The organism is Williamsia herbipolensis, from assembly GCF_000964005.1.
Lineage (GTDB): Bacteria > Actinomycetota > Actinomycetes > Mycobacteriales > Mycobacteriaceae > Williamsia_A > Williamsia_A herbipolensis.
This window is the reverse complement of the sequence record NZ_JXYP01000031.1, coordinates 1-19,364: the sequence shown is the minus strand read 5'-3', so window position 1 is coordinate 19,364 and position 19,364 is coordinate 1. Positions and strand designations below refer to the sequence as shown.

Sequence of the window (19,364 nt, the reverse complement as noted above, 5' to 3'; positions counted from 1 at the left end):
TCGCCCGGGCGCTGCGGGGAGCATTGACATAATCGGTCGATGACTCCCCGCAGTGCTGCGCAGGTCCTCGCCGTCGTCGTTGACGAGGACACGTGGGTGTCGTGGGACGCTCCGGTTGCGGACGAGACCGACGATCCGCGGTACGCGGCCGATCTCGCCCGGGCGCGTGAGACGAGCGGGGGCGACGAATCCCTGCTGACCGGTGCGGGACTCGTGCGGGGTCACCGTGTCGCGGTCGTGGTCAGCGAATTCGGCTTCCTCGCCGGGTCGATCGGTCGCGCCGCCGGCCGCCGGATGGTCGCCGCCGTCCGACGCGCCACGGCCGAGGGGCTGCCACTGCTGGCGCTGCCGGCCTCGGGAGGGACCCGCATGCAGGAGGGGACCCCGGCGTTCCTGCAGATGGTGGCCATCGCCGCGGCCGTGGTCGACCACAAGGCGGCCCGACTGCCCTACCTCGTCCATCTGCGACACCCCACCACCGGCGGCGTGTTCGCCTCCTGGGGATCGCTCGGGCACGTCACCCTCGCCGAACCCGAAGCACTCATCGGGTTCCTCGGGCCGCGGGTGTACGAGGGTCTGACCGGTGAACCGTTTCCTGAGGGCGTCCAGCGCGCCGAGAACGTGCGTGCCCACGGTCTCGTCGACATCGTGGCGCCGGTCGCCGACCTGCCGCAGTACGTCGACGCGCTGCTGCGCATCCACCGATCCCGGACCGTCACGGCCCGATCCGCGGACGCCCCTGTCGCAGCGCCCGCGGCGCCCGACGCCTGGGACGCCGTCCTCGCCTCACGCCACCCGAACCGGCCCGGCGTGCGAGATCTGCTGCGTCACATCGCGACCGACGTCGTCGCGCTGAGTGGCACCGGCGAGGGGGAGAGCGACCGCGGACTGCTGCTGGCGATGGCACGGATCGGCGGTCGGGGAGTGGTGGTGATCGGTCAGGACCGTCGGCTGCAGCGGCCCGGATCGCTGTTGGGCCCCGCGGCGCTCCGGGTCGCCCGGCGGGGCATGGCCCTGGCCGCCGACCTCGACCTGCCGCTGGTGACCGTCGTCGACACCCCGGGGGCCGACCTGTCCCGCGACTCCGAGGAGGGCGGACTGGCCGGTGAGATCGCCCGCTGCCTGGCCGATCTCATCGCGCTGCCGGTGGCCACGGTGTCGGTGGTGCTCGGTCAGGGCGCGGGTGGCGCCGCGTTGGCGCTGTATCCCGCCGACCGGGTGATCGCCGCCAGCAGCGGCTGGCTCTCGCCGCTACCGCCCGAGGGGGCCAGTGTCATCGTCCACCGCGACACCGACCACGCGCCGGAACTGGCACGTGCGCAGTCGATCTCGGCGGCGGATCTGCTCGCCGACGGCTTCGTCGACGTCGTCGTGGCCGAGACCGACGATCCCGCGGACGACCCGGTCGCGTTCTGTCGCGACATCGGCGACGCCGTCGCCACGGCGCTGGCCGAACTCGCGGAGGTTGACCCGGCGCGGCGAACCGACGCACGGATGCGCCGGTTCGCCTGAGCCGCAATCGGGCTCACGAGGTGGGGATCAGGGGAAGAACAGCGTTCCGCCGTTGAAGTCCTGCGCCCAGCCCCGACCGTTGCGGTACTCGTCGCTCACCGGGAAGCCGAAGAAGCCGGTCGATCCACCCTTGGCCGCCCATCGCTTGAAGATGCCGCCCCACACCGTGCGCGTTCCGCCGGCCGAGGAGTAGTAGACGTTGCCGCCCTGGAAATCCTGTCGCTTCCCGCGACCGGGAACGTCGATCTCGTTCGTGAGAGGCCAGCCGAGCACACCGCGCTCGTAGCGCAACGACGCCCACTTGCCGCGGATCGCTCCACCCACGAAGTGCGCGGTGCCGCCGGCGACGTTCGCCTTCCAGTAGAACGAGACGTTCTTCTCGAAGGTCTGGAACCGCCCACCCTGGAACGCCGGGGACTCCGCGATCAACGGGTTGCCCCACTTGTCGGGTCCGCCGGTGGCCGTGTAGGCCTCCTCGATCTTCCCGCCCACGGTGTACTCGCCATAGACGTCGTCGGCGCTCGCCACTCCGGCGAGCTGCGTCGACGCCAGCGTCAGCACGGTCACGGCCGCGACGGTCAGTGCCGTCACTCGTTCTCTGATGCGCATGGATGTCACTTTCTGCTTCATGAGGTCACCGACCCGGGTCGATTGTTCCCTCATGGCAACGGTTCGCACCAACCCTCGACGTCGGATGGTGACGTGATCGACGCGTTCCCGCCGCCGTTTCCGATATGGTTGGTGAGTACACGTAATTAGGGAGGCTAGATGTCTGACGTGATCCCGGATTATCCGATGACCCGGACCTGTCCGTTCGACCCACCCGCCGAGCAGACCGAGAACGGCCCGGTCTCGAAGGTACGGATCGAGACCGGCGCCACTGCGTGGCTGGTCACCGGATACGACGAGCAGCGCGAGGCCCTCGTCGACCCGCGCCTGAGCTCCGACTTCCGCAGGCCCGGCTACCCCGCGCGAGTGCTGGCACGGCGGACGCGGTCGTTCATCTCGATGGACAATCCCGAACATCAGCAGCAGCGACGGATGCTGATCAAGCACTTCACCGTCAAGCGGATCGCGTCGATGCGTCCGGCCATCGAGGGGTTGGTCGACACGTTGCTCGAGCAGATGCTGACGAAGGACGGCCACGCCGACCTCGTCGCCGACTTCGCCCTGCCGCTGCCGTCGCTGGTCATCTGCGACCTCCTCGGCGTGCCCTACGCCGATCACGACTTCTTCCAGCGGTGCAGCAGCGTGCAGCTCACCCTGAGCGCCCCCATCGCCGAGCGTGAGGCCGCACGTGACGATCTCGCCGACTACCTGCGGGACCTGGTCGACAAGGCCGTGCAGAACCCCGGCGACGATCTCATCGGCGACCTCGTGGTGAACCAGGTGCGCCCCGGTCACCTCACGACCGCCGAGGTCGCCGACATGTGCAGCCTGCTGCTCATCGCCGGACACGAGACGACCGCGAACATGATCGCCCTGGGAACGCTCGCGCTGCTGCGTCATCCCGACCAGCTCGCCGAGCTCCGCGCGAGTGACGACCCCGCGCTGATGACCTCCGCGGTCGAGGAGCTGCTGCGCTATCTGACGATCGTGCACCAGGGCCTGCGGCGCGTGGCCACCGACGACATCGAGATCGCCGGCACCACCATCGCCGCGGGGGAGGGCGTCATCATCTCCGCCGACGCCGGCAACCGCGCCGAGGATGCCTTCGACGGCGATCCCGACACCCTCGACATCCACCGGGCCGCACGACACCACGTCGCGTTCGGATTCGGGGTCCACCAGTGCCTGGGCCAGGCGCTGGCCCGTCTGGAACTCGAGATCGCCTACCGCGCCCTCGTGACGCGTGTCCCCGGTCTCGCCGTGGCCGCCGAGCTCGACGACATCGACTTCAAGGACGACATGTTCGTCTACGGCGTCCGGTCGCTCCCCATCACCTTCGACACCCCGACCGTCGAGGCGTCATGAGCATCGAGATCGATCGCGACGCGTGCGTTGGCGCAGGCCAGTGCGTGCTCGCGGCACCGGATGTGTTCGATCAGACCGACGACGAGGGCATCTCCTATGTCCTCCCCGACGCACCCGTCACGCAGCGGACATCTCAGATCGCCGACGCCGTCGACCGCTGTCCCGCGAGGGCCATCTCGACGACCGTGTGACGCACTTTCGGCTGACGCGCGCGCGGTCGGACGTTGATAGCCTCAGCCGGGTGAATGGCCCTCGCTGTCAGATGTCCGGATCGTCGAGCCGATGCTGATCCGGCTGCTGCGTACCTATCTCGCGACCTACCGTCGTGAACTGCTCGCCGTGGTGGTTCTCCAGCTCGTCGCCACCATCGCGATGCTCTACCTGCCCACGCTCAACGCCGACATCATCGACTCCGGTGTCGCACGCGGCGACACCGACTACATCGTCGACATCGGCATGTGGATGCTCGGCATCTCGCTGGTGCAGGTGTTGTGCAGTATCGCCTCGAGCTATTTCGGTGCGCGTGCGTCGCTCGGTGCGGGCCGCGACATCCGCCGCGACCTCATGGGGCGGGTCAGCACGTTCTCGGCGCGGGAGGTCGGCCAGTTCGGCGCGCCGTCGCTGATCACCCGCACCACCAACGACGTCCAGCAGGTGCAGATGCTCGCGGTGATGGCGTGCACGATCCTCGTCACCGCGCCGATCATGTGCATCGGCGGCATCGTCCTGGGCCTCCACGTCGGCAGCTCGCTGGCCTGGGTGCTCGTCGTCGCCGTCCCCGTCCTCGGCGGCAGCATGGCGCTCATCATCGCCCGCATGATCCCCGGGTTCCGTGCGATGCAGAGCCGCATCGACACCGTCAACCGTGTTCTGCGCGAACAGATCACCGGTATCCGCGTGGTGCGCGCGTTCGTGCGCGAGCCCTACGAGCGCGAGCGGTTCGACCGCGCCAACGACGACCTCACCGACTCGGCGCTGCGCGTGGGCCGCCTCATGGCGCTGATGTTCCCCGTCGTCATGCTCATCACCAACGTCACGATGGTGGCCATCGTGTGGTTCGGCGGCTACAAGATCGCCGACGGGACCGTCGAGATCGGTTCGCTCACCGCGATGATCAGCTACGTCATGCAGATCATGATGGCGGTGATGATGGCGTCGTTCCTCGCGATGATGGCCCCGCGCGCCACGGTCTGCGCCGAACGCATCTCCGAGGTCCTCGACACCGAGACCTCGGTGTCACCGCCGGCGAAGCCCGCGCCGTTCGTCGCCGACCCCGGCACCGTCGAGTTCCGCGGTGCCGAGTTCCGCTATCCCGGCGCCGATGCGCCTGTGCTGTGCGACATCTCGTTCACCGCCACCCCCGGCACCACCACCGCCGTGGTGGGCTCCACCGGCTCGGGCAAGACGACCCTGCTGGGTCTCATCCCGCGGCTGGTCGACACGACCGGCGGCGCGGTGTCGGTCGGCGGGACCGACGTGCGGACGCTCGACCCCGAGGAGTTGCGACGCGTCATCGGGTTGGTGCCGCAGAAGCCCTACCTGTTCTCCGGCACCATCGCGACCAACATGCGCTACGGACGGCCCGACGCCACCGACGACGAGATCTGGGAGGCGTTGACCGTCGCCCAGGCGGCGGACTTCGTGCGGGACATGCCCGATGGGCTCGACACCGCCGTCGCGCAGGGCGGGACGACGGTCTCCGGCGGGCAACGACAACGCCTCGCGATCGCCCGGGCCCTCATCCGGCGACCCAACATCTACCTCTTCGACGACTCGTTCTCCGCGCTCGATCTCGCCACCGACGCCCGCCTGCGCGCGGCGCTGCGGCCGGCGACCACCGAGGCGTGCGTCATCATCGTCGCCCAACGCATCTCGACGATCATCGACGCCGATCAGATCGTCGTCCTCGAGCACGGTCGGGTGGTCGGCGTGGGCCGACACCACGACCTCGTCGACACCTGCCCCACCTACACCGAGATCGTCGAGTCGCAGATGGCGGTGGACGCCCGATGACGCGCCCCGGTGGCGGCGGCCCCGGCATCCCGATGGGCGGGGTGCCGGGGGAGAAGGCGCGCTCGTTCAAGCCGTCGGTGAAGCGCCTCGGCGGCAGGCTCGCGACCCGACGGCTGTCGCTGGTGGTGATCTTCGTGGCCGCGGTCGGATCGGTGGTCCTCACCGCGCTGTCGCCGCGGATCCTCGGCCACGCGACGGACATCATCTTCTCGGGCGTGATCGGGAAGTCGTTGCCCGACGGTCTATCCAAGGCCCAGGCCGTGGCGGGTCTGCGCGAGCGCGGCGACGGGACCTTCGCCGACATGGTGTCGTCGATGAACGTCACGCCGGGCACCGGAGTCGACTTCGGTGCGCTCGGGTCGACGCTCACGCTCGTGCTGGTGCTCTACGTCGCCTCGGCGCTGCTGGCGTGGTTGATGAGCCTGCTGCTCAACGTCACCGTGCAGTCGACGGTGCGCGAACTGCGCACCGAGGTCGAGGACAAGATCCACCGACTGCCGCTGCGCTACTTCGACACCACCCCGCGCGGGGAGCTGCTCAGTCGCGTCACCAACGACATCGACAACGTCTCGCAGTCGTTGCAGCAGACCATCTCCCAGCTGCTGAACTCGCTGCTGATGGTCATCGCGATCCTGGTGATGATGCTCATCATCTCGCCGTTGCTGTCGCTGATCGCGATCGTCACCGTGCCGCTGGCGGTGCTCGCGACCGCGATGGTCGCCAAGCGGTCGAAGCCCCACTTCCTTGCGCAGTGGAAGAGCACCGGCGCGCTCAACGCGCAGGTCGAGGAGGCGTTCACCGGCCACGAGGTCATCAAGGTGTTCGGGCGCGCCCAGGAGGTCGCCGACCGCTTCGACGAGCGCAACGAATCGCTCTACGCGTCGAGCTGGCGAGCACAGTTCATCTCCGGGATCATCATGCCCACCATCATGTTCCTGGGGAACCTCAACTACGTGGCGATCGCGGTGGTCGGCGGTCTGCGGGTGGCGTCGGGAAGCCTGAGTCTCGGTGAGGTGCAGGCGTTCATCCAGTACTCCCGCCAGTTCACCCAGCCGCTCACCCAGATCGGGTCGATGTTCAACCTGATGCAGAGCGGTGTCGCCTCGGCCGAGCGCATCTTCGACATCCTCGACGCCGAGGTCGAGGACGCCGACCCGGTGTCGCCGAAGGTTCCCGTCAGCGACGCGGGAAAGGTCGTGGTGGACGACGTGTCGTTCAGCTATCGCGACGACGCCCCGCTCATCGAGGCCCTGTCGCTGACGGCGCGGCCGGGTCACATGGTCGCCATCGTCGGCCCGACCGGCGCCGGCAAGACCACGGTGGTGAACCTGCTCATGCGGTTCTACGACGTGGATTCGGGCACCATCTCGCTCGACGGGGTCGAGACGCGCGACATGACGCGTGCGGACCTGCGGGAGCGAACGGGCATGGTGCTGCAGGATTCCTGGCTGTTCGGCGGCACGATCCGCGAGAACATCGCCTACGGCGACCCCGATGCCGACGACGCCGCGGTGATGGCCGCCGCACGGGCGGGCCACGTCGACCACTTCGTGTCGATCCTCCCCGACGGCTACGACACCGTGATCGACGAGGAGGGTGGCGGTGTCAGCGCCGGCGAGAAGCAGCTCATCACCATCGCGCGGGCGTTCCTCGCCCAACCGCGACTGCTGATCCTCGACGAGGCCACCAGCTCGGTCGACACCCGCACCGAGCTGCTCATCCAGAAGGCGATGCAGGCGTTGCGTGCCGACCGCACGAGTTTCGTCATCGCGCACCGACTCTCGACGGTCCGCGACGCCGACACCATCCTCGTGATGGAGGGCGGCGAGATCGTCGAGCAGGGCTCGCACGACGAGCTCATCGATGCCCGCGGCGCCTACTTCCGGCTCTACAACAGCCAGTTCGCCGGGACGGTCACCGCCGACACCGACGGCTGAGGCTCAGGCCTTGACGGGCGGGGCGGCGCAGAGGGAGATGACGGCGGTGCCCGCGGTGCGCAGGCCGTCGTCGACGAGCACGCGGAACTCGTCGTTCTGCACGAACGGCAGATCCGAGGTGTAGACGAAGCTGCCGTCGGCCTCGATGCGGACCGAGCCGTGGCGCGGACCACCGGCGACGGTGTAGACCCGCCCGATGCCGTCGTCGGGGCCCACGATCGCGCCCGGCACCGACCGGGTGAGCACGGTGACGGCGTCGGCGGTCGCCGCGTAGACGCGGGTGCCGTCGGGACTGCACACGAGGTGGCGGGGGAACTCGCCGGTGGGTGCCGCGGCGACCACCGTTCCGGTGCGCAGATCGACCGCCGAGACGGCGTCGCCGAATGATGTTGCGACGTAGACGGTGTGCCCGTCGGGTGCGGCGGCGACGCCGGTGTGGAAGCCCCCGAGATCGATGGCCGACTGGACGATGAGGGTGCGGGTGTCGACGGTGAGGAGGGTGCGCGCGCTCGCCGAGATGAGATGCAGCCGTGTGTCGTCCGCGCCGAGGGTCATGTCGAGGACGAAGCCGTCGGCACGGATCGCGCCGACCCTACGCGGTGCGCCCGTCGCCGCGTCGTGCAGCGCGAGGACATGGACGACGGCGTCGGAACCCGATTCGTCGAGCACGTAGACGCGCCGGTCGTCGGCACTGGTCAGCAGGGAGCGGATCCGGCCCAGTCCGTCGACGCGCCCGAGCTCGCGGCCGGACACATCGAGGATGCGCAGGGATCCGTCGGCGCCGGCGACGATGAGCGTCGCGTCGGAAGCCATCGCGATCGCCACCGGGGACGCGACGCGGATGGCTCCGGTCACCGTCGCCGAGGCGGTGTCGACGACGGCGATCGTGTCGTCATCGGTGAGGGTGACGAACAGGCGCGTGCCGGTCGGGTCGACACACAGCGCCGCCGGGACGCCCGCGAGATCGACCACCGCGATGACGCTCGATGAGGCGGTGTCGATGACCGTCAGGGTCGATGCTTCCGAGCTGATGACGTACAGGCGGGTGCCGGTGGCGTCGAGGGCCGTGGTCCGCGGGGTCGCGCCCAGGTCGATCGACGCGCTGCCGGTCGCGTTCGCGGTGAACCGTACCGGCGTGCGCGTGGGGTCCGCGGACACGATCGGGGTGATCGCGAGGGTGTGACGTCGGCCCGCGTCGTCGGACACGACGACGCGGAAGCGGTCGGCGATCGGGCCGGCCGTGCGGCTCATGCGGTGCACCGCCGTTCCCGGCAGATAGTCGAAGGATCCATCGGCGCGCACGGTCACCCGACCGTGCTGCGGTGCCGATTCCAGGATGTGACGACAGGTGGTGTCGCCGGCGTCCGTCCCTCCGGTCTCGACGACCGAGGCGCGACCGACGATCCGTCGGACGCCGGTGTCGCCGACGGGTGATGTCGGGGTGTGGAACACGCGTCGCCGCAGTGAGGTCTTCCACCGCGGTGTCGCCGGTACGGGTGCGGTCGGGACGGCCGGGACTCCGGGATGGAGCCGCGGCGCGACGGGGTCGAGGTGGGTCGGCAGATGTGCCGGGCCGCCACGGGCTCGCGGCGCGGTCGCCGTCGGTCCGTCGATCCCGCTCTCGTCCCGTGCACCGTCGAGCGACGCGACCCGTCTCTGGATCACGCCCGTCTCGATCGGACCGTTCTCGTCCACCCCGTGCATGTCGCGCCCCCGCTGGTTCGTATCAGATGTTCATCGTCTCGACCTCGCGCGTTGCCTTCCCCGCCGCCACGAGATCACCTGTGTGATGCCGACACCCATAGTGCTCCCGAAGCGCGAAAAAAGTGCAAAAACCGCAGTTCACAGATGGTTGAGTCGCGATTTGCGGACGTGGATCGGGCCGGGCGCTCGCCTCGGCAGGGTCGGCGTCGGGACATCGGCATATCGTCGTCGGATGGACACCGGGGCTCCGATCACGATTCGCCTGATCGGCGTCGTGTCGGTCGGGGTCGTGTCGGCGGTCCACGGCGAACGCGTCGTCGATCCGCGCGTGGTCGGTGGACCGCGGTGTGTCGAGATCCTGGCCTACCTCGCCCTGCACCGTCAGCGTGAGGTGAGCACCACCGAACTGGCCGACCTCATCTGGCCCGACGGGCGGCCCCGATCGTGGACCTCGGCACTGCGGGGACTCATCTCGAAGGTCCGCGACGCGGTCGAGGCCGCCGGCATCGCGGGCGAGTGCGTGCGGTCGCGCGGCGGCAACGTCCGGCTGCTGCTCCCCGACACCGCCACCGTCGACCTCGAGACGGCGCGGGCGAACTGTCGGCCGGCGATCCCCGACGCCCGGGGCGAGATCGATCACCGGGCGGTGGCCGAACGAGCACGTGCGGCGTTGGCGGTGTTGTCCGACGAGGCGCTCGTCGGTGTGACGGGGGACTGGGCCGACCCGATTCGCGCCGAATGCGTGACCCTGCGGTTGCGCGCCCTCGACCTCGACGCCGGATCGTCGCTGGAGACAGGCGAATACGAGCAGGCCGTGGCATCGGCCGAGGCGCTGCTCGCCGCCGATCCCCTGCGCGAGGTCGGCTACCGGATGGCCATGCGTGCCTACGCCGCGCTCGGCGACCGCGCCCAGGCCCTGTCGGTCGCGGCACGGTGTCGTCGGGTGCTCGCCGACACCCTCGGCGTCAGCCCCTCCGCCGACACCGACGCCGTCTTCACGGGCCTCCTGCGTGACGACGCGGCGACCCACATCTCGGCGACTGTCGACGTCGCCGACGAGCCGGTGCCCGTCGGCTGGTCGACCTATCCGTGGCTGCACATCGTCGGTCGCGGTGAGCAGCTGCGCGAACTCGACACCGCGATCGAGGCCGCCGTCGGTGGGCACGGGCGGTTCGTCGTGGTGTCCGGCGAGAGCGGCACGGGCAAGACGACGGTGGTGACCGAGGCCGCGCGCCGGGCGCGCGCGGCCGGTGTCGAGGTCGTCGTCGGTCGGTGCAGCGAGAACGCCGCCACCCCGTACGAACCCTTCGTCGAGGCGGTCACCCACGAGATCGACCGCCGCGACACCGCCGACACCCGCGCGTGGCTGACCCGCCACGGCGCCGACATCCTGCGGCTGACGCCCCGTGCGGCGCGACGCTTCGGAGACCTCGCGCCGGCGTCGGTGTCCGACGACCGGCCGCTGGTGATGGAGGCGGTGGCGACGTGGCTCACCGGTGATCCCGGCACGGTCACGATGTTGGTCATCGACGACCTGCAGTGGGCGTCGGCGGCGACGTTGGCGGTGCTGCGCTACGTCGTCGGGGCGTCCGCGCGGTCGAATCTGTGTGTGGTGGCCACGGTCCGTGACGATTTCGCCCCGCACCACGAACTCCTCGCGACGATGCACGCCGCCGAGTCGGCGGGCCGCCTGCACCGCATCCCGCTGGGGTTGCTCACGCCGACCGACGTGAAGGAACTCGTCGAGCTCGCGGGTTTCGACATCGACGCCGACGCGTTGCACCAGCGCTCCAACGGGTTGCCCATGTTCATCGCGTCGCTGATGGCTGCGCACTGGCGGATGCCCGAGGAGGCCCTGCCCTCCTCGGTCGCCGATGCCGTTGCCCAGCTCGAACGACGCCTGTCCGACGCCACCGCCGGGTTGCTGCACCTGTGCGCGGTGATCGGGATGTCGGTGTCGCGCAGCGTGCTCCGGCAGGCCGCCCGCTCGTTCGATCCCGACGCCTTCGACGACGACACCCGGTTCGCCGAGGCGATCGACGAGTTGATGCTGCGGCGTTTCCTGCTGTCCGACGACGACTCCGACGACGCCATGCGACTGCGACACCCGCTCGTGCGGGAGACGCTGTACGCGACCACCGCCGGCGCGGTCCGCGCGCGCATGCACTCGTCGGTGGCGCGCGCACTCGAGGCGATCGGTGCGTCGGTCGACACCGACGACTTCGTGCGGCTGGCCTATCACTTCAGTCGCGCACTCGACGCCGATCGGCCTGCCGCGGCGATGTACTCGCGCCGCGCGGGGGAGAGCGCCCATCGCGTCGCCGCCTACGAGGACGCGATCGAGTACTTCGGCGACGCGCTGGAGCGGATGGTCCCGCGGGGCGACTCGGTGGCCCGCTGTGAAGTGCTGATCGCCCGGGGTCGGTCGATGCGCCGGATCCGCGATCCGCAGGCCCGCCCGACCCTGTTCGAGGCGGCGGCGATGGCGCGTCGCCTCGGTGAACTCGACCTGCAGATCGCCGCGACGCTGGCGAATGCGCTCGAGGGCATCCTGTTCGTCCAGATCCAGGGCATCGACCACGAGCGGGTCGACAGTCTTGGTGAGGCGCTCGCGGCGCAGGAGGCCGCCGGTGTCGCCGACGACGCCGACACGGCCCGTCTGCTGTCGCAGTTGGTGATCGAACTCGGGTGGGAGAACGACTGGGAGGCGCGCCGCGGATTCGCGTTGCGCGCGTTGGCCGCCGCCCGCGCCACCGGCGACCGCGACGCACTCGCCGCGGTCATGCTCTCGGTGCTGATCGGTCTGCGGGTGCCCGAATGCGCCGATCTGCGTGAGCTGGCGCGGACCGAGCTGTCGGACCTGATGTCGCTCGCCACCCGTCGTGTCCGTGACCCCGCGGTGGCGATCTGGTCGTCACGCGCGGAGGTCGAGCACGGCGATCCCGATGTCGCGCTGCGGATCCTGGACCGGATCACCGAGGCCCAGACATCACGCAACCCGGAGCTGGCGGCGCTGGTGCAGTACGGGCTCGTCGGCATCGACGTCACCGTCGGCCGTCTCGCGCAGGCCGAGGAACGGATCGCGATGCTCAACGCCTTGCCCACCGCGCCCGGCGATCACGGCAAGTGGGGGCGGCTGCAACTGTCGCTGCTGGCGGTGAACTCCCTGCGGGGTGATTTCTCCGCCCAGGTCGCCGAACGCGACACGTTCGCCGAGCTCGCGCGCGTGGTGCCGATGTTCCGACCGATCCTGGCACTCGCCCTCGACGACATCGGACACACCGACGTTGAGGGTGCGGCGGCCTTGCGGGCCGAGGCCGTCGAGGTGATGGAGTACTACACCGCCGAACGCGTCGCCGAGATCCCGACGTCGGTGCTGTCGTCGCTGTACCTCGCGGCGCTCGCCCGCGCCGCGGCGGTGACGCGCAACCTCGAGGCGTGCCGTGCGGTGTACGCGCGACTGCTGCCGTTCGCCGATCAGACGGTCATGGTGTGGGCGGCGGTGTTCGGTGTGGTGCACCACCATCTGGCGCACCTCGCCGTCACCCTCGGCGACCACACATGTGCGGCCGTGCATCTCGCCGACGCGCGTCGCGAGCATCGACGTCGCGGCTACGTGGCGTGGGAGATCGAGACCGAGCACCTCGCCCTGATGCTCGCGGCCGAGACCGGCGCCGGCGTCGAGCCGGGGGAGCTGCAGGCGGTGTCGGCGCGTGCCGAACGCATCGGGGCGACCGCGATCGTGCGTCGTGTCGCCCTGCTCGCCGACGCGCTCGGCGTCTGACGATCGAGCACGCGTCCGTCGGTGCTCAGTGGACGCCGACGACCACCACGTCGGCATCGACGGGAGCATTGCGTCGGTAGAGATCGGTGATCCGGACCGCGAAACGATCGTCGGTCACGAACGGACCGTCGGCGGTGTAGACGAACGAACCGTCCTCGCACACCGACACCGTGCCGTGGCGAGGGGCGCGCGACAGCTCGTGGTGGACACCGGAGTCGAGCAGGCCGCCGAGCACGGTGCCCGTCACCGTCCGCGACAGCACCGTCACGCCGTCGGCCCCCGCGCAGTAGAGGGTGTCGCCGTCGGGTGCGACGACCACACATCGGGGCCGTGCGCCGGCGCGCACCGTCACCGCACCGGTGCGCTCGCCATCGATGTCGATCACGGTGACGGTCTCGTCGAGGGCGTTGACGATCACCACCGATCGCTGATCGGCGGCGAACGCCGGGGCACCGTGTCCCGGTGCGATCGCGACGATGTTCCGCGTCATGAGGGTCGCGGCGTCGAGGACGACGAGCCGGTCGCCGTTCCCGCGGTGATCGGAGCCGACGTCGAGGAGCGCGAGGCGGCGACCGTCGGCCGACATGGCGACACCGCCGATCACGCCGCGCGCACTGAAGCGGTGGGTCGGTAGCGGCGCGTGCATCGGCGACTCGATGAGCTGCACGGTGCACGCCGCACCGTCGTGGGCGATCACGTACAGCCGGGAGTCGTCGGGCGAGAGCAGGACATCGCGCACCGCCCCGAGCTCGTCGAGGTTCACGAGGGTGCGGGTCGTCGCGGTGTCGATCACCTCGATCTCCCCCCCGCCGGTCGCGACGACGAGACGCGACCCGTCCGACGACACCGCGAGCCGGATGGGGTCGTCGATCCACAGCGAATCGAGGATCTCGCCGGAGCGCGAGTCGACCACGTCGACGCAATTGCTCCCGGCGATCGCGGCGTACAACCGCGGCCGGAGGGGATCGACGACGATGGCGGCGGCCGGACCGGTGAGGTCGAACGTCTCCACCACGCGACACGACATCGCGTCGACGACCATCGCGACGGCGGCGTCGGGCGAGATCGCAAACAGCCGTTCGCGGTCGGGACTCGACACGAGGGCGCACGGGGTGTGCGGCAGGGGGATCGTCGCGCTCGAGGTGTTCGCGCTGGTCGCCACCTCTGACGCAGGCGACCCGGTGCCGACGGGGACCACCACGGCGATACGGCGTGCGGTGCCGCTGCGTTCGGTGCCGGTCACCACGAAGGTGTCGTGGGTCGGTCCGCCGGTCGCGGCGGCACGGAGTGCGGCGCGAGTCGGGGCGTAGCGGAACTCCGTTGCACCGATGACGGTCGCCCGGCCGTGACGGGGCAGCACCGTCATCCGGTGTCGCACCGAGACGGGATCGGTGTCGTCGATGTAGAGGTGCCCGCTGATCGCCGCACCGCCCGCGGTCAGCGGGTGGCCGACCCGCAACGCGCGCCCGGCCCACCGTCGCAGCGTGTCGGTCTGCTCATCACGGTCCACAGGTCGGCGGCCACCGACCTCGCTGTCCTGCATCTCCCGCTGGCTCATCCCCACCACCTCGCTCTCGAGGCCCGATGGTCGCGAACGAGTGCAAATATTTTGTAAGAGTCGCAGGTCACACCCATGCCCTCGGGCACTTCAGGCCGCGCGCCTACAGTCGTGTGGACGGCGAACCGTGTCAGGAGACCGGTGGGCACGAACGACGAGGAGTGTGTGGAGCGATGGCGTATCGGTACCTGGGCAACAGCGGCCTGAAGATCTCCGAGATCACCTACGGCAACTGGCTGACCCACGGTTCGCAGGTGGAGAACGACATCGCCGAGAAGTGTGTGCGCGCCGCACTCGACGCCGGCATCACCACCTTCGACACCGCCGACGTCTATGCCAACGGTGCCGCGGAGACGGTGCTCGGTCAGGCGCTGGCCGGGGAGCGTCGCGAGGGGCTGGAGATCTTCACCAAGGTCTACTTCCCGGTGGGCGAACGCGGTCCCAACGACACCGGTCTCTCGCGCAAGCACATCTCCGAGGGCATCGACGCGTCCCTGCGTCGCCTCGGCACCGACTACGTCGACCTCTACCAGGCCCACCGGTACGACCACGAGACGCCGCTCGAGGAGACGATCCAGGCGTTCGCCGACGTCGTCCGGTCGGGCAAGGCCCTCTACATCGGGGTGTCGGAGTGGACCGCAGAGCAGCTGCGGGAAGGCCAGCGGCTCGCCCGCGAGGCCGGCTTCTCGATCATCTCCAACCAGCCGCAGTACTCCGCGCTGTGGCGCGTCATCGAGGAGAAGGTGGTGCCGACGTCGGAGGAGCTCGGCATCTCGCAGATCGTGTGGTCGCCGATCGCCCAGGGCGTGCTCACCGGTAAGTACAAGCCGGGCCAGGCACCGCCGGCCGGGTCGCGCGCCACCGACGACAAAGGTGGCGATCAGATGATCAAGCGCTACCTCGATGACTCGGTGCTGACCGACGTCGCGAAGCTCGAACCGATCGCCGCCGACCTCGGCATCACGATGGCGCAGCTCGCCGTCGCATGGGTGTTGGCCAACGACAACGTCGCCGCGGCCCTCGTCGGCGCCTCGAGGCCCGAGCAGATCAGCGAGAACGTGAAGGCATCCGAGGTCACCCTCGACGCCGATGTGCTCGCGAAGATCGACGAGGCGTTGTCGGGCAGCATCATCCGCGACGCGTCGCTGACCAAGAGCCCCGAGAAGCGCCTCGTCTGACGTCACCGCCGAGGCGGTGTCGGCGGCCGTGGCTACTGTCGATGACATGGCCCTGATACCGACTCCGCCGGCGCCCACGGGCACCGACGACCACAGCGCGACGATCGCCTGGGTCGCCGAGCATCTCGGTGATCTGGCCCGTGAGGACCCGACCGACATCGCCGCCGGCGCGTTCACCGGAGGCCAGACCGCGGCCGACGTCGCGCTGGCGTCGCTCGACATCACCGGCTACGCGCGCGACCGCAACACCGTGCTGCCCGTGGGGCGTCGAGGCGCCAGCCGGATGTCGCCCTACATCCGCCACGGGCTGTTGTCACTGCGCGAGGTGTGGGACGCGGTGTCCGACGCATCGGGCCGCGACAAGAGTAAGTACCGCGACGAACTCCTGTGGCAGGAGTACGCCCGACACCTCTACGCCCGCGTCGGAACCGAGCTGGGGGAGTCGCTGCGGTACGAGCAACCCCGACGCCCGGTGGCGCCGGAGGATCGGCCGTTCGGCGGCGACCCCTGGCCCACCGAGATGAACTGCATGTCGGCGACGCTCGACGAGCTGCACGACGACGGGTGGCTGGTGAACCAGGCCCGCATGTGGATGGCGTCGCAGTGGACGGTGCGGGTCGGGGCGACGTGGCGCGAGGGTGAGGACGAGATGTTCGCCCACCTGCTCGACGGATCGCGCGCGGCCAACCGGCTCGGCTGGCAGTGGACCGTCGGGACCGGCTCGGGCAAGCCCTACGGGTTCAGTCGCTGGCAGGTGCAGAAACGATCGCCGTCGCTGTGCGGCGAGTGCGCGCTGAACGCCGACTGTCCCATCGAGGACTGGCCGCCGAGCGACCACGGTGCACCTCTCGACGGGCCGTATCTCGGTGCCTCCGACATCCCCACCGGACCCACCGAGGTCGACGGTGCGGGCGCCGACCAGGTCTGGTTGACCGCGGAATCGTTGGGACACAACGATCCCGCTCTCGCCGCCGACCCCGACCGGCCCGCGGTGTTCGTGTTCGACGAGCCCCTGCTCCGACGCTTACGGCTGTCCGGGAAGCGGCTGGTCTTCCTGGCGGAATGCCTCGGCGACATCGCCGCCGGCCGCGAGGTGGAGGTGCGCCGCGGTGTCGTCGCCGACGAACTCGACGGCCGCTCGCTGGCCGCCACGTGGGCGCCCGTCCCCGGTTTCGGCCGCATCTCCGCGCAGGTCACGCCGGTGGAGCTGCACCCGTGGACGTGGCTGGTGACGCCGCGGCGGGCGCCGGTCCGGTCGTTCAGCGCGTGGCGCAAGGCGGTCGGCACGCCGCGGTGAATTCGCGCGTCCGGTCGCCGTGGTGGCGATCGGCTCCCTAGTCTCATCGGTATGCGCGCACCGCGGACACCGGCCCCGGCTGGGGTGCGCGCGTGACCGCGGTGATCGCGACCATCAGCCTCAAGGGCGGGGTCGGCAAGACGACCGTGACCGCCGGGGTCGCGGAGTTCCTGGCCGGTGAGTTCGGACGCAGCGTGTTGCTCGTCGATCTCGACTCGCAGATCAACCTGACCACCATGTTCCTCGGCGACGCGCGGTGGCTCGCACTGAACTCCGCCGGGCACACTCTGGCGACCCTGTTCGCCGACGCCGTCGACGGCACCGCCGAGTTCTCGCTCGAGAACACCCGCCAGCGAGGAGTGTCCACGGTCCGTGGGGTCGGCGGCATCGACCTCATCCCGTCGTCGCTCGACCTCATCGAGGTGACCGAGGAGGTCAGCGCGATGCGGGTACGCACCGACGACACCCTGGCCGGGGTGTCGGCGTTACGGGATGCGCTGGCGCCCATCACGAATGACTACGACATCGTCCTCATCGACTGTCCGCCCAACATGGGGCCGATCACCCTCAACGGCCTCGCCCTGGCCGACGCCTACATCATCCCGACCATCCCGGATGTGCTGTCCACCTACGGTATTCCGCAGGTGCAGACCTACATCGGCCGTTTCGGCGACGAGATCGGCCGTCGCCTCGTCGAACTCGGTGTTGTGATCACGAAGTACAAGGCCAACTCCGCGGTCCATCGCGACACGGTGACGCGGCTGCGTCGTGACCCGTCGATCCAGAACGTGCTGCCCGGCTACCTCGGCGAGGCCAATGCGATCGTGGCAGCGGCGGCGTTCGCCGAGTACCCGACCCTGCGCGCGAAATACGGTCGCACCCAGTTCGACCAGTTCCGCGAACTCGCCGGCACCATCCTCATCGAGGCGACCGCCAAGATCCCCGCAGCCACACCCTGACCTGCCCCACCCCACCCCGCCAGTTGGGCACGTAACGACCGCAGTTGGGCAGATACACCCCGCAGTTGGGCACGTAACCTCGTCGGGTGGGCACCACGTCACGATCGACCGCGCAGAATCAGGCCGCCGACCTCGATGCTGCGGACTCGCTACGCCCGCATCTCGATCGATTCGTCAGCGGCGGCGACGTGCAGGCCTACCTCGACGGCAACTCGCTGGGACGCCCGCTGCGGGTGACGGCCGAACGGATGCGCGCCTTCGTCGACGAGGCGTGGGGCACGCGACTCATCCGGGGCTGGGACGAGGGGTGGTTCGATCTGCCGCTGCGACTGGGTGATCGGATCGGCGCGGTCACCCTCGGTGCCGCTGCGGGACAGACCGTTGTCGCGGATTCGACGACCGTCCTGCTGTACAAACTGATCCGCGCGGCCCTGGCGCTGCGACCCGGCCGCACCGACATCGTCGTCGACCGCGGCAACTTCCCCACCGACCGCTACCTCGCCGAGGGCATCGCCGCCGAGACCGGTGCGACACTGCGCTGGATCGACCCGGACCACGACGCCGGGGTCACCGCCGATCTCCTCGCGCCGGTGCTCGGCGATCAGACGGCGTTGGTCCTGGTCAGCCACGTCGCCTACCGCTCGGGGCACCTGCTCGACGCCGCGGCGATCACCGATGCCGCGCACGCCCACGGAGCGTTGGTCCTGCTCGACGTCTGCCACTCCGCCGGGGCCCTGCCGATCCACCTCGACAAGTGGGGCGTCGATCTCGCCGTCGGCTGCACCTACAAGTACCTCAACGGTGGGCCCGGCTCGCCGGCCTTCGCCTACGTCGCGCACCGACACCTCGCCGACGTCACCCAGCCCATCTGGGGATGGATGGGTGCGGAGTCATCATTCGAGATGAGGCAGGGTTACGTTGCCGCCCATGGTGTTCGACGCCTCCTGAGCGGGACACCGCCGATCGTCGCGATGCAGCCGATGATCGACATGCTCGACCTCATCGACGAGGCCGGTGTCGATGCGATCCGCGAGAAGTCGACGGCGCTCACCGGATTCGCGATCGCCCTCGTCGACGAACGTCTTGCCGACCACGGCGTCACCGTCGCGACACCCCGCGACCCCGACCGTCGCGGCGGCCACGTCACCATCGACCACCCCGAGTCGCAACGCATCACGGCGCGACTGTGGGAGCGGGGCATCATCCCGGACTTCCGACGCCCCAGCGGGATCCGACTCGGACTGAGTCCGCTCAGCACCTCGTTCACCGATGTGGCGACCGGCGTCGAGGCGATCGCCGCGGAGCTCGAGAAGCCGGTCTAGTTGTGATGTCCAGGGAGGTTGTCCCGCCTCGCGGCGGTGAGTCGGGCTGACGGAAGAAGGCCCCCGGGTGTGAAGTGGAGCTGTCTAGTTCACCGCTTCACCACCAGGAGGCCTTCGTGTCCCACG

At 69.8% G+C, this 19,364-nt stretch carries 13 protein-coding genes; 10 read left to right on the top strand and 3 right to left on the bottom strand.

Going from position 1 to position 19,364, the window contains the following annotated elements:
- The first annotated feature begins 39 nt into the window (after nt 1-39).
- On the top strand, nt 40-1,512 hold the full coding sequence (locus TU34_RS17020; protein WP_045824102.1) for a carboxyl transferase domain-containing protein: 1,473 nt from the start codon (nt 40-42) through the stop codon (nt 1,510-1,512).
- A 27-nt stretch (nt 1,513-1,539) separates the two neighbouring features.
- Here the strand turns inward: TU34_RS17020 and TU34_RS17015 are convergent, their stop codons facing one another.
- The gene (locus tag TU34_RS17015; RefSeq protein WP_045824156.1) at nt 1,540-2,121 is read right to left on the bottom strand and encodes an LGFP repeat-containing protein; all 582 of its coding nucleotides are present in this window, start codon (nt 2,119-2,121) and stop codon (nt 1,540-1,542) included.
- Between the two features lie 159 nt (nt 2,122-2,280).
- On the opposite strand from TU34_RS17015, the gene TU34_RS17010 reads away from it, so the two are divergent.
- From TU34_RS17010 to TU34_RS16995, 4 genes are all read left to right on the top strand, one after another.
- Nucleotides 2,281-3,486, top strand: a complete 1,206-nt coding sequence (locus TU34_RS17010) for a cytochrome P450 (protein ID WP_045824101.1) — start codon at nt 2,281-2,283, stop codon at nt 3,484-3,486.
- Nucleotides 3,483-3,677 (top strand): ferredoxin, encoded by a 195-nt coding sequence (locus tag TU34_RS17005; protein WP_045824100.1) that lies wholly within the window; start codon nt 3,483-3,485, stop codon nt 3,675-3,677. Before TU34_RS17010 ends, TU34_RS17005 begins: the two co-directional genes overlap by 4 nt.
- 91 nt (nt 3,678-3,768) lie before the next feature.
- Nucleotides 3,769-5,499, top strand: a complete 1,731-nt coding sequence (locus TU34_RS17000) for an ABC transporter ATP-binding protein (RefSeq protein WP_045824099.1) — start codon at nt 3,769-3,771, stop codon at nt 5,497-5,499.
- A complete protein-coding gene (locus tag TU34_RS16995; protein ID WP_045824098.1) occupies nt 5,496-7,436 on the top strand; it encodes an ABC transporter ATP-binding protein in 1,941 nt (646 codons plus the stop codon). Before TU34_RS17000 ends, TU34_RS16995 begins: the two co-directional genes overlap by 4 nt.
- A 3-nt stretch (nt 7,437-7,439) precedes the next feature.
- Here TU34_RS16995 and TU34_RS16990 read toward each other — a convergent pair whose 3' ends face one another.
- Nucleotides 7,440-9,101: a YncE family protein gene (locus tag TU34_RS16990; RefSeq protein ID WP_160298540.1), complete on the bottom strand. Its 1,662-nt coding sequence runs from the start codon at nt 9,099-9,101 to the stop codon at nt 7,440-7,442.
- Between the two features lie 271 nt (nt 9,102-9,372).
- On the opposite strand from TU34_RS16990, the gene TU34_RS16985 reads away from it, so the two are divergent.
- Nucleotides 9,373-12,924, top strand: coding sequence for an ATP-binding protein (locus tag TU34_RS16985; RefSeq protein WP_045824096.1), 3,552 nt, complete (start codon nt 9,373-9,375; stop codon nt 12,922-12,924).
- 25 nt (nt 12,925-12,949) lie between these two features.
- Here TU34_RS16985 and TU34_RS16980 read toward each other — a convergent pair whose 3' ends face one another.
- Complete coding sequence (locus TU34_RS16980) at nt 12,950-14,482, bottom strand: Ig-like domain-containing protein (RefSeq protein WP_150116581.1); 1,533 nt, start codon at nt 14,480-14,482, stop codon at nt 12,950-12,952.
- Between the two features lie 173 nt (nt 14,483-14,655).
- Here TU34_RS16980 and TU34_RS16975 point away from each other — a divergent pair, with 173 nt between their 5' ends.
- The 4 genes from TU34_RS16975 (at nt 14,656) to kynU (ending at nt 19,238) form a co-directional block, all read left to right on the top strand.
- Nucleotides 14,656-15,660, top strand: coding sequence for an aldo/keto reductase family protein (locus tag TU34_RS16975; RefSeq protein ID WP_045824094.1), 1,005 nt, complete (start codon nt 14,656-14,658; stop codon nt 15,658-15,660).
- 46 nt (nt 15,661-15,706) lie between these two features.
- On the top strand, nt 15,707-16,957 hold the full coding sequence (locus TU34_RS16970; protein ID WP_045824093.1) for an FAD-binding domain-containing protein: 1,251 nt from the start codon (nt 15,707-15,709) through the stop codon (nt 16,955-16,957).
- 92 nt (nt 16,958-17,049) lie between these two features.
- Nucleotides 17,050-17,916, top strand: a complete 867-nt coding sequence (locus tag TU34_RS16965; RefSeq protein WP_045824092.1) for a ParA family protein — start codon at nt 17,050-17,052, stop codon at nt 17,914-17,916.
- 86 nt (nt 17,917-18,002) lie between these two features.
- Nucleotides 18,003-19,238 carry a kynureninase gene (gene kynU / locus TU34_RS16960; protein ID WP_045824091.1) on the top strand — a complete coding sequence of 412 codons (1,236 nt, stop codon included), beginning with the start codon at nt 18,003-18,005 and terminating at the stop codon, nt 19,236-19,238.
- The last annotated feature ends 126 nt before the right edge of the window (nt 19,239-19,364 follow it).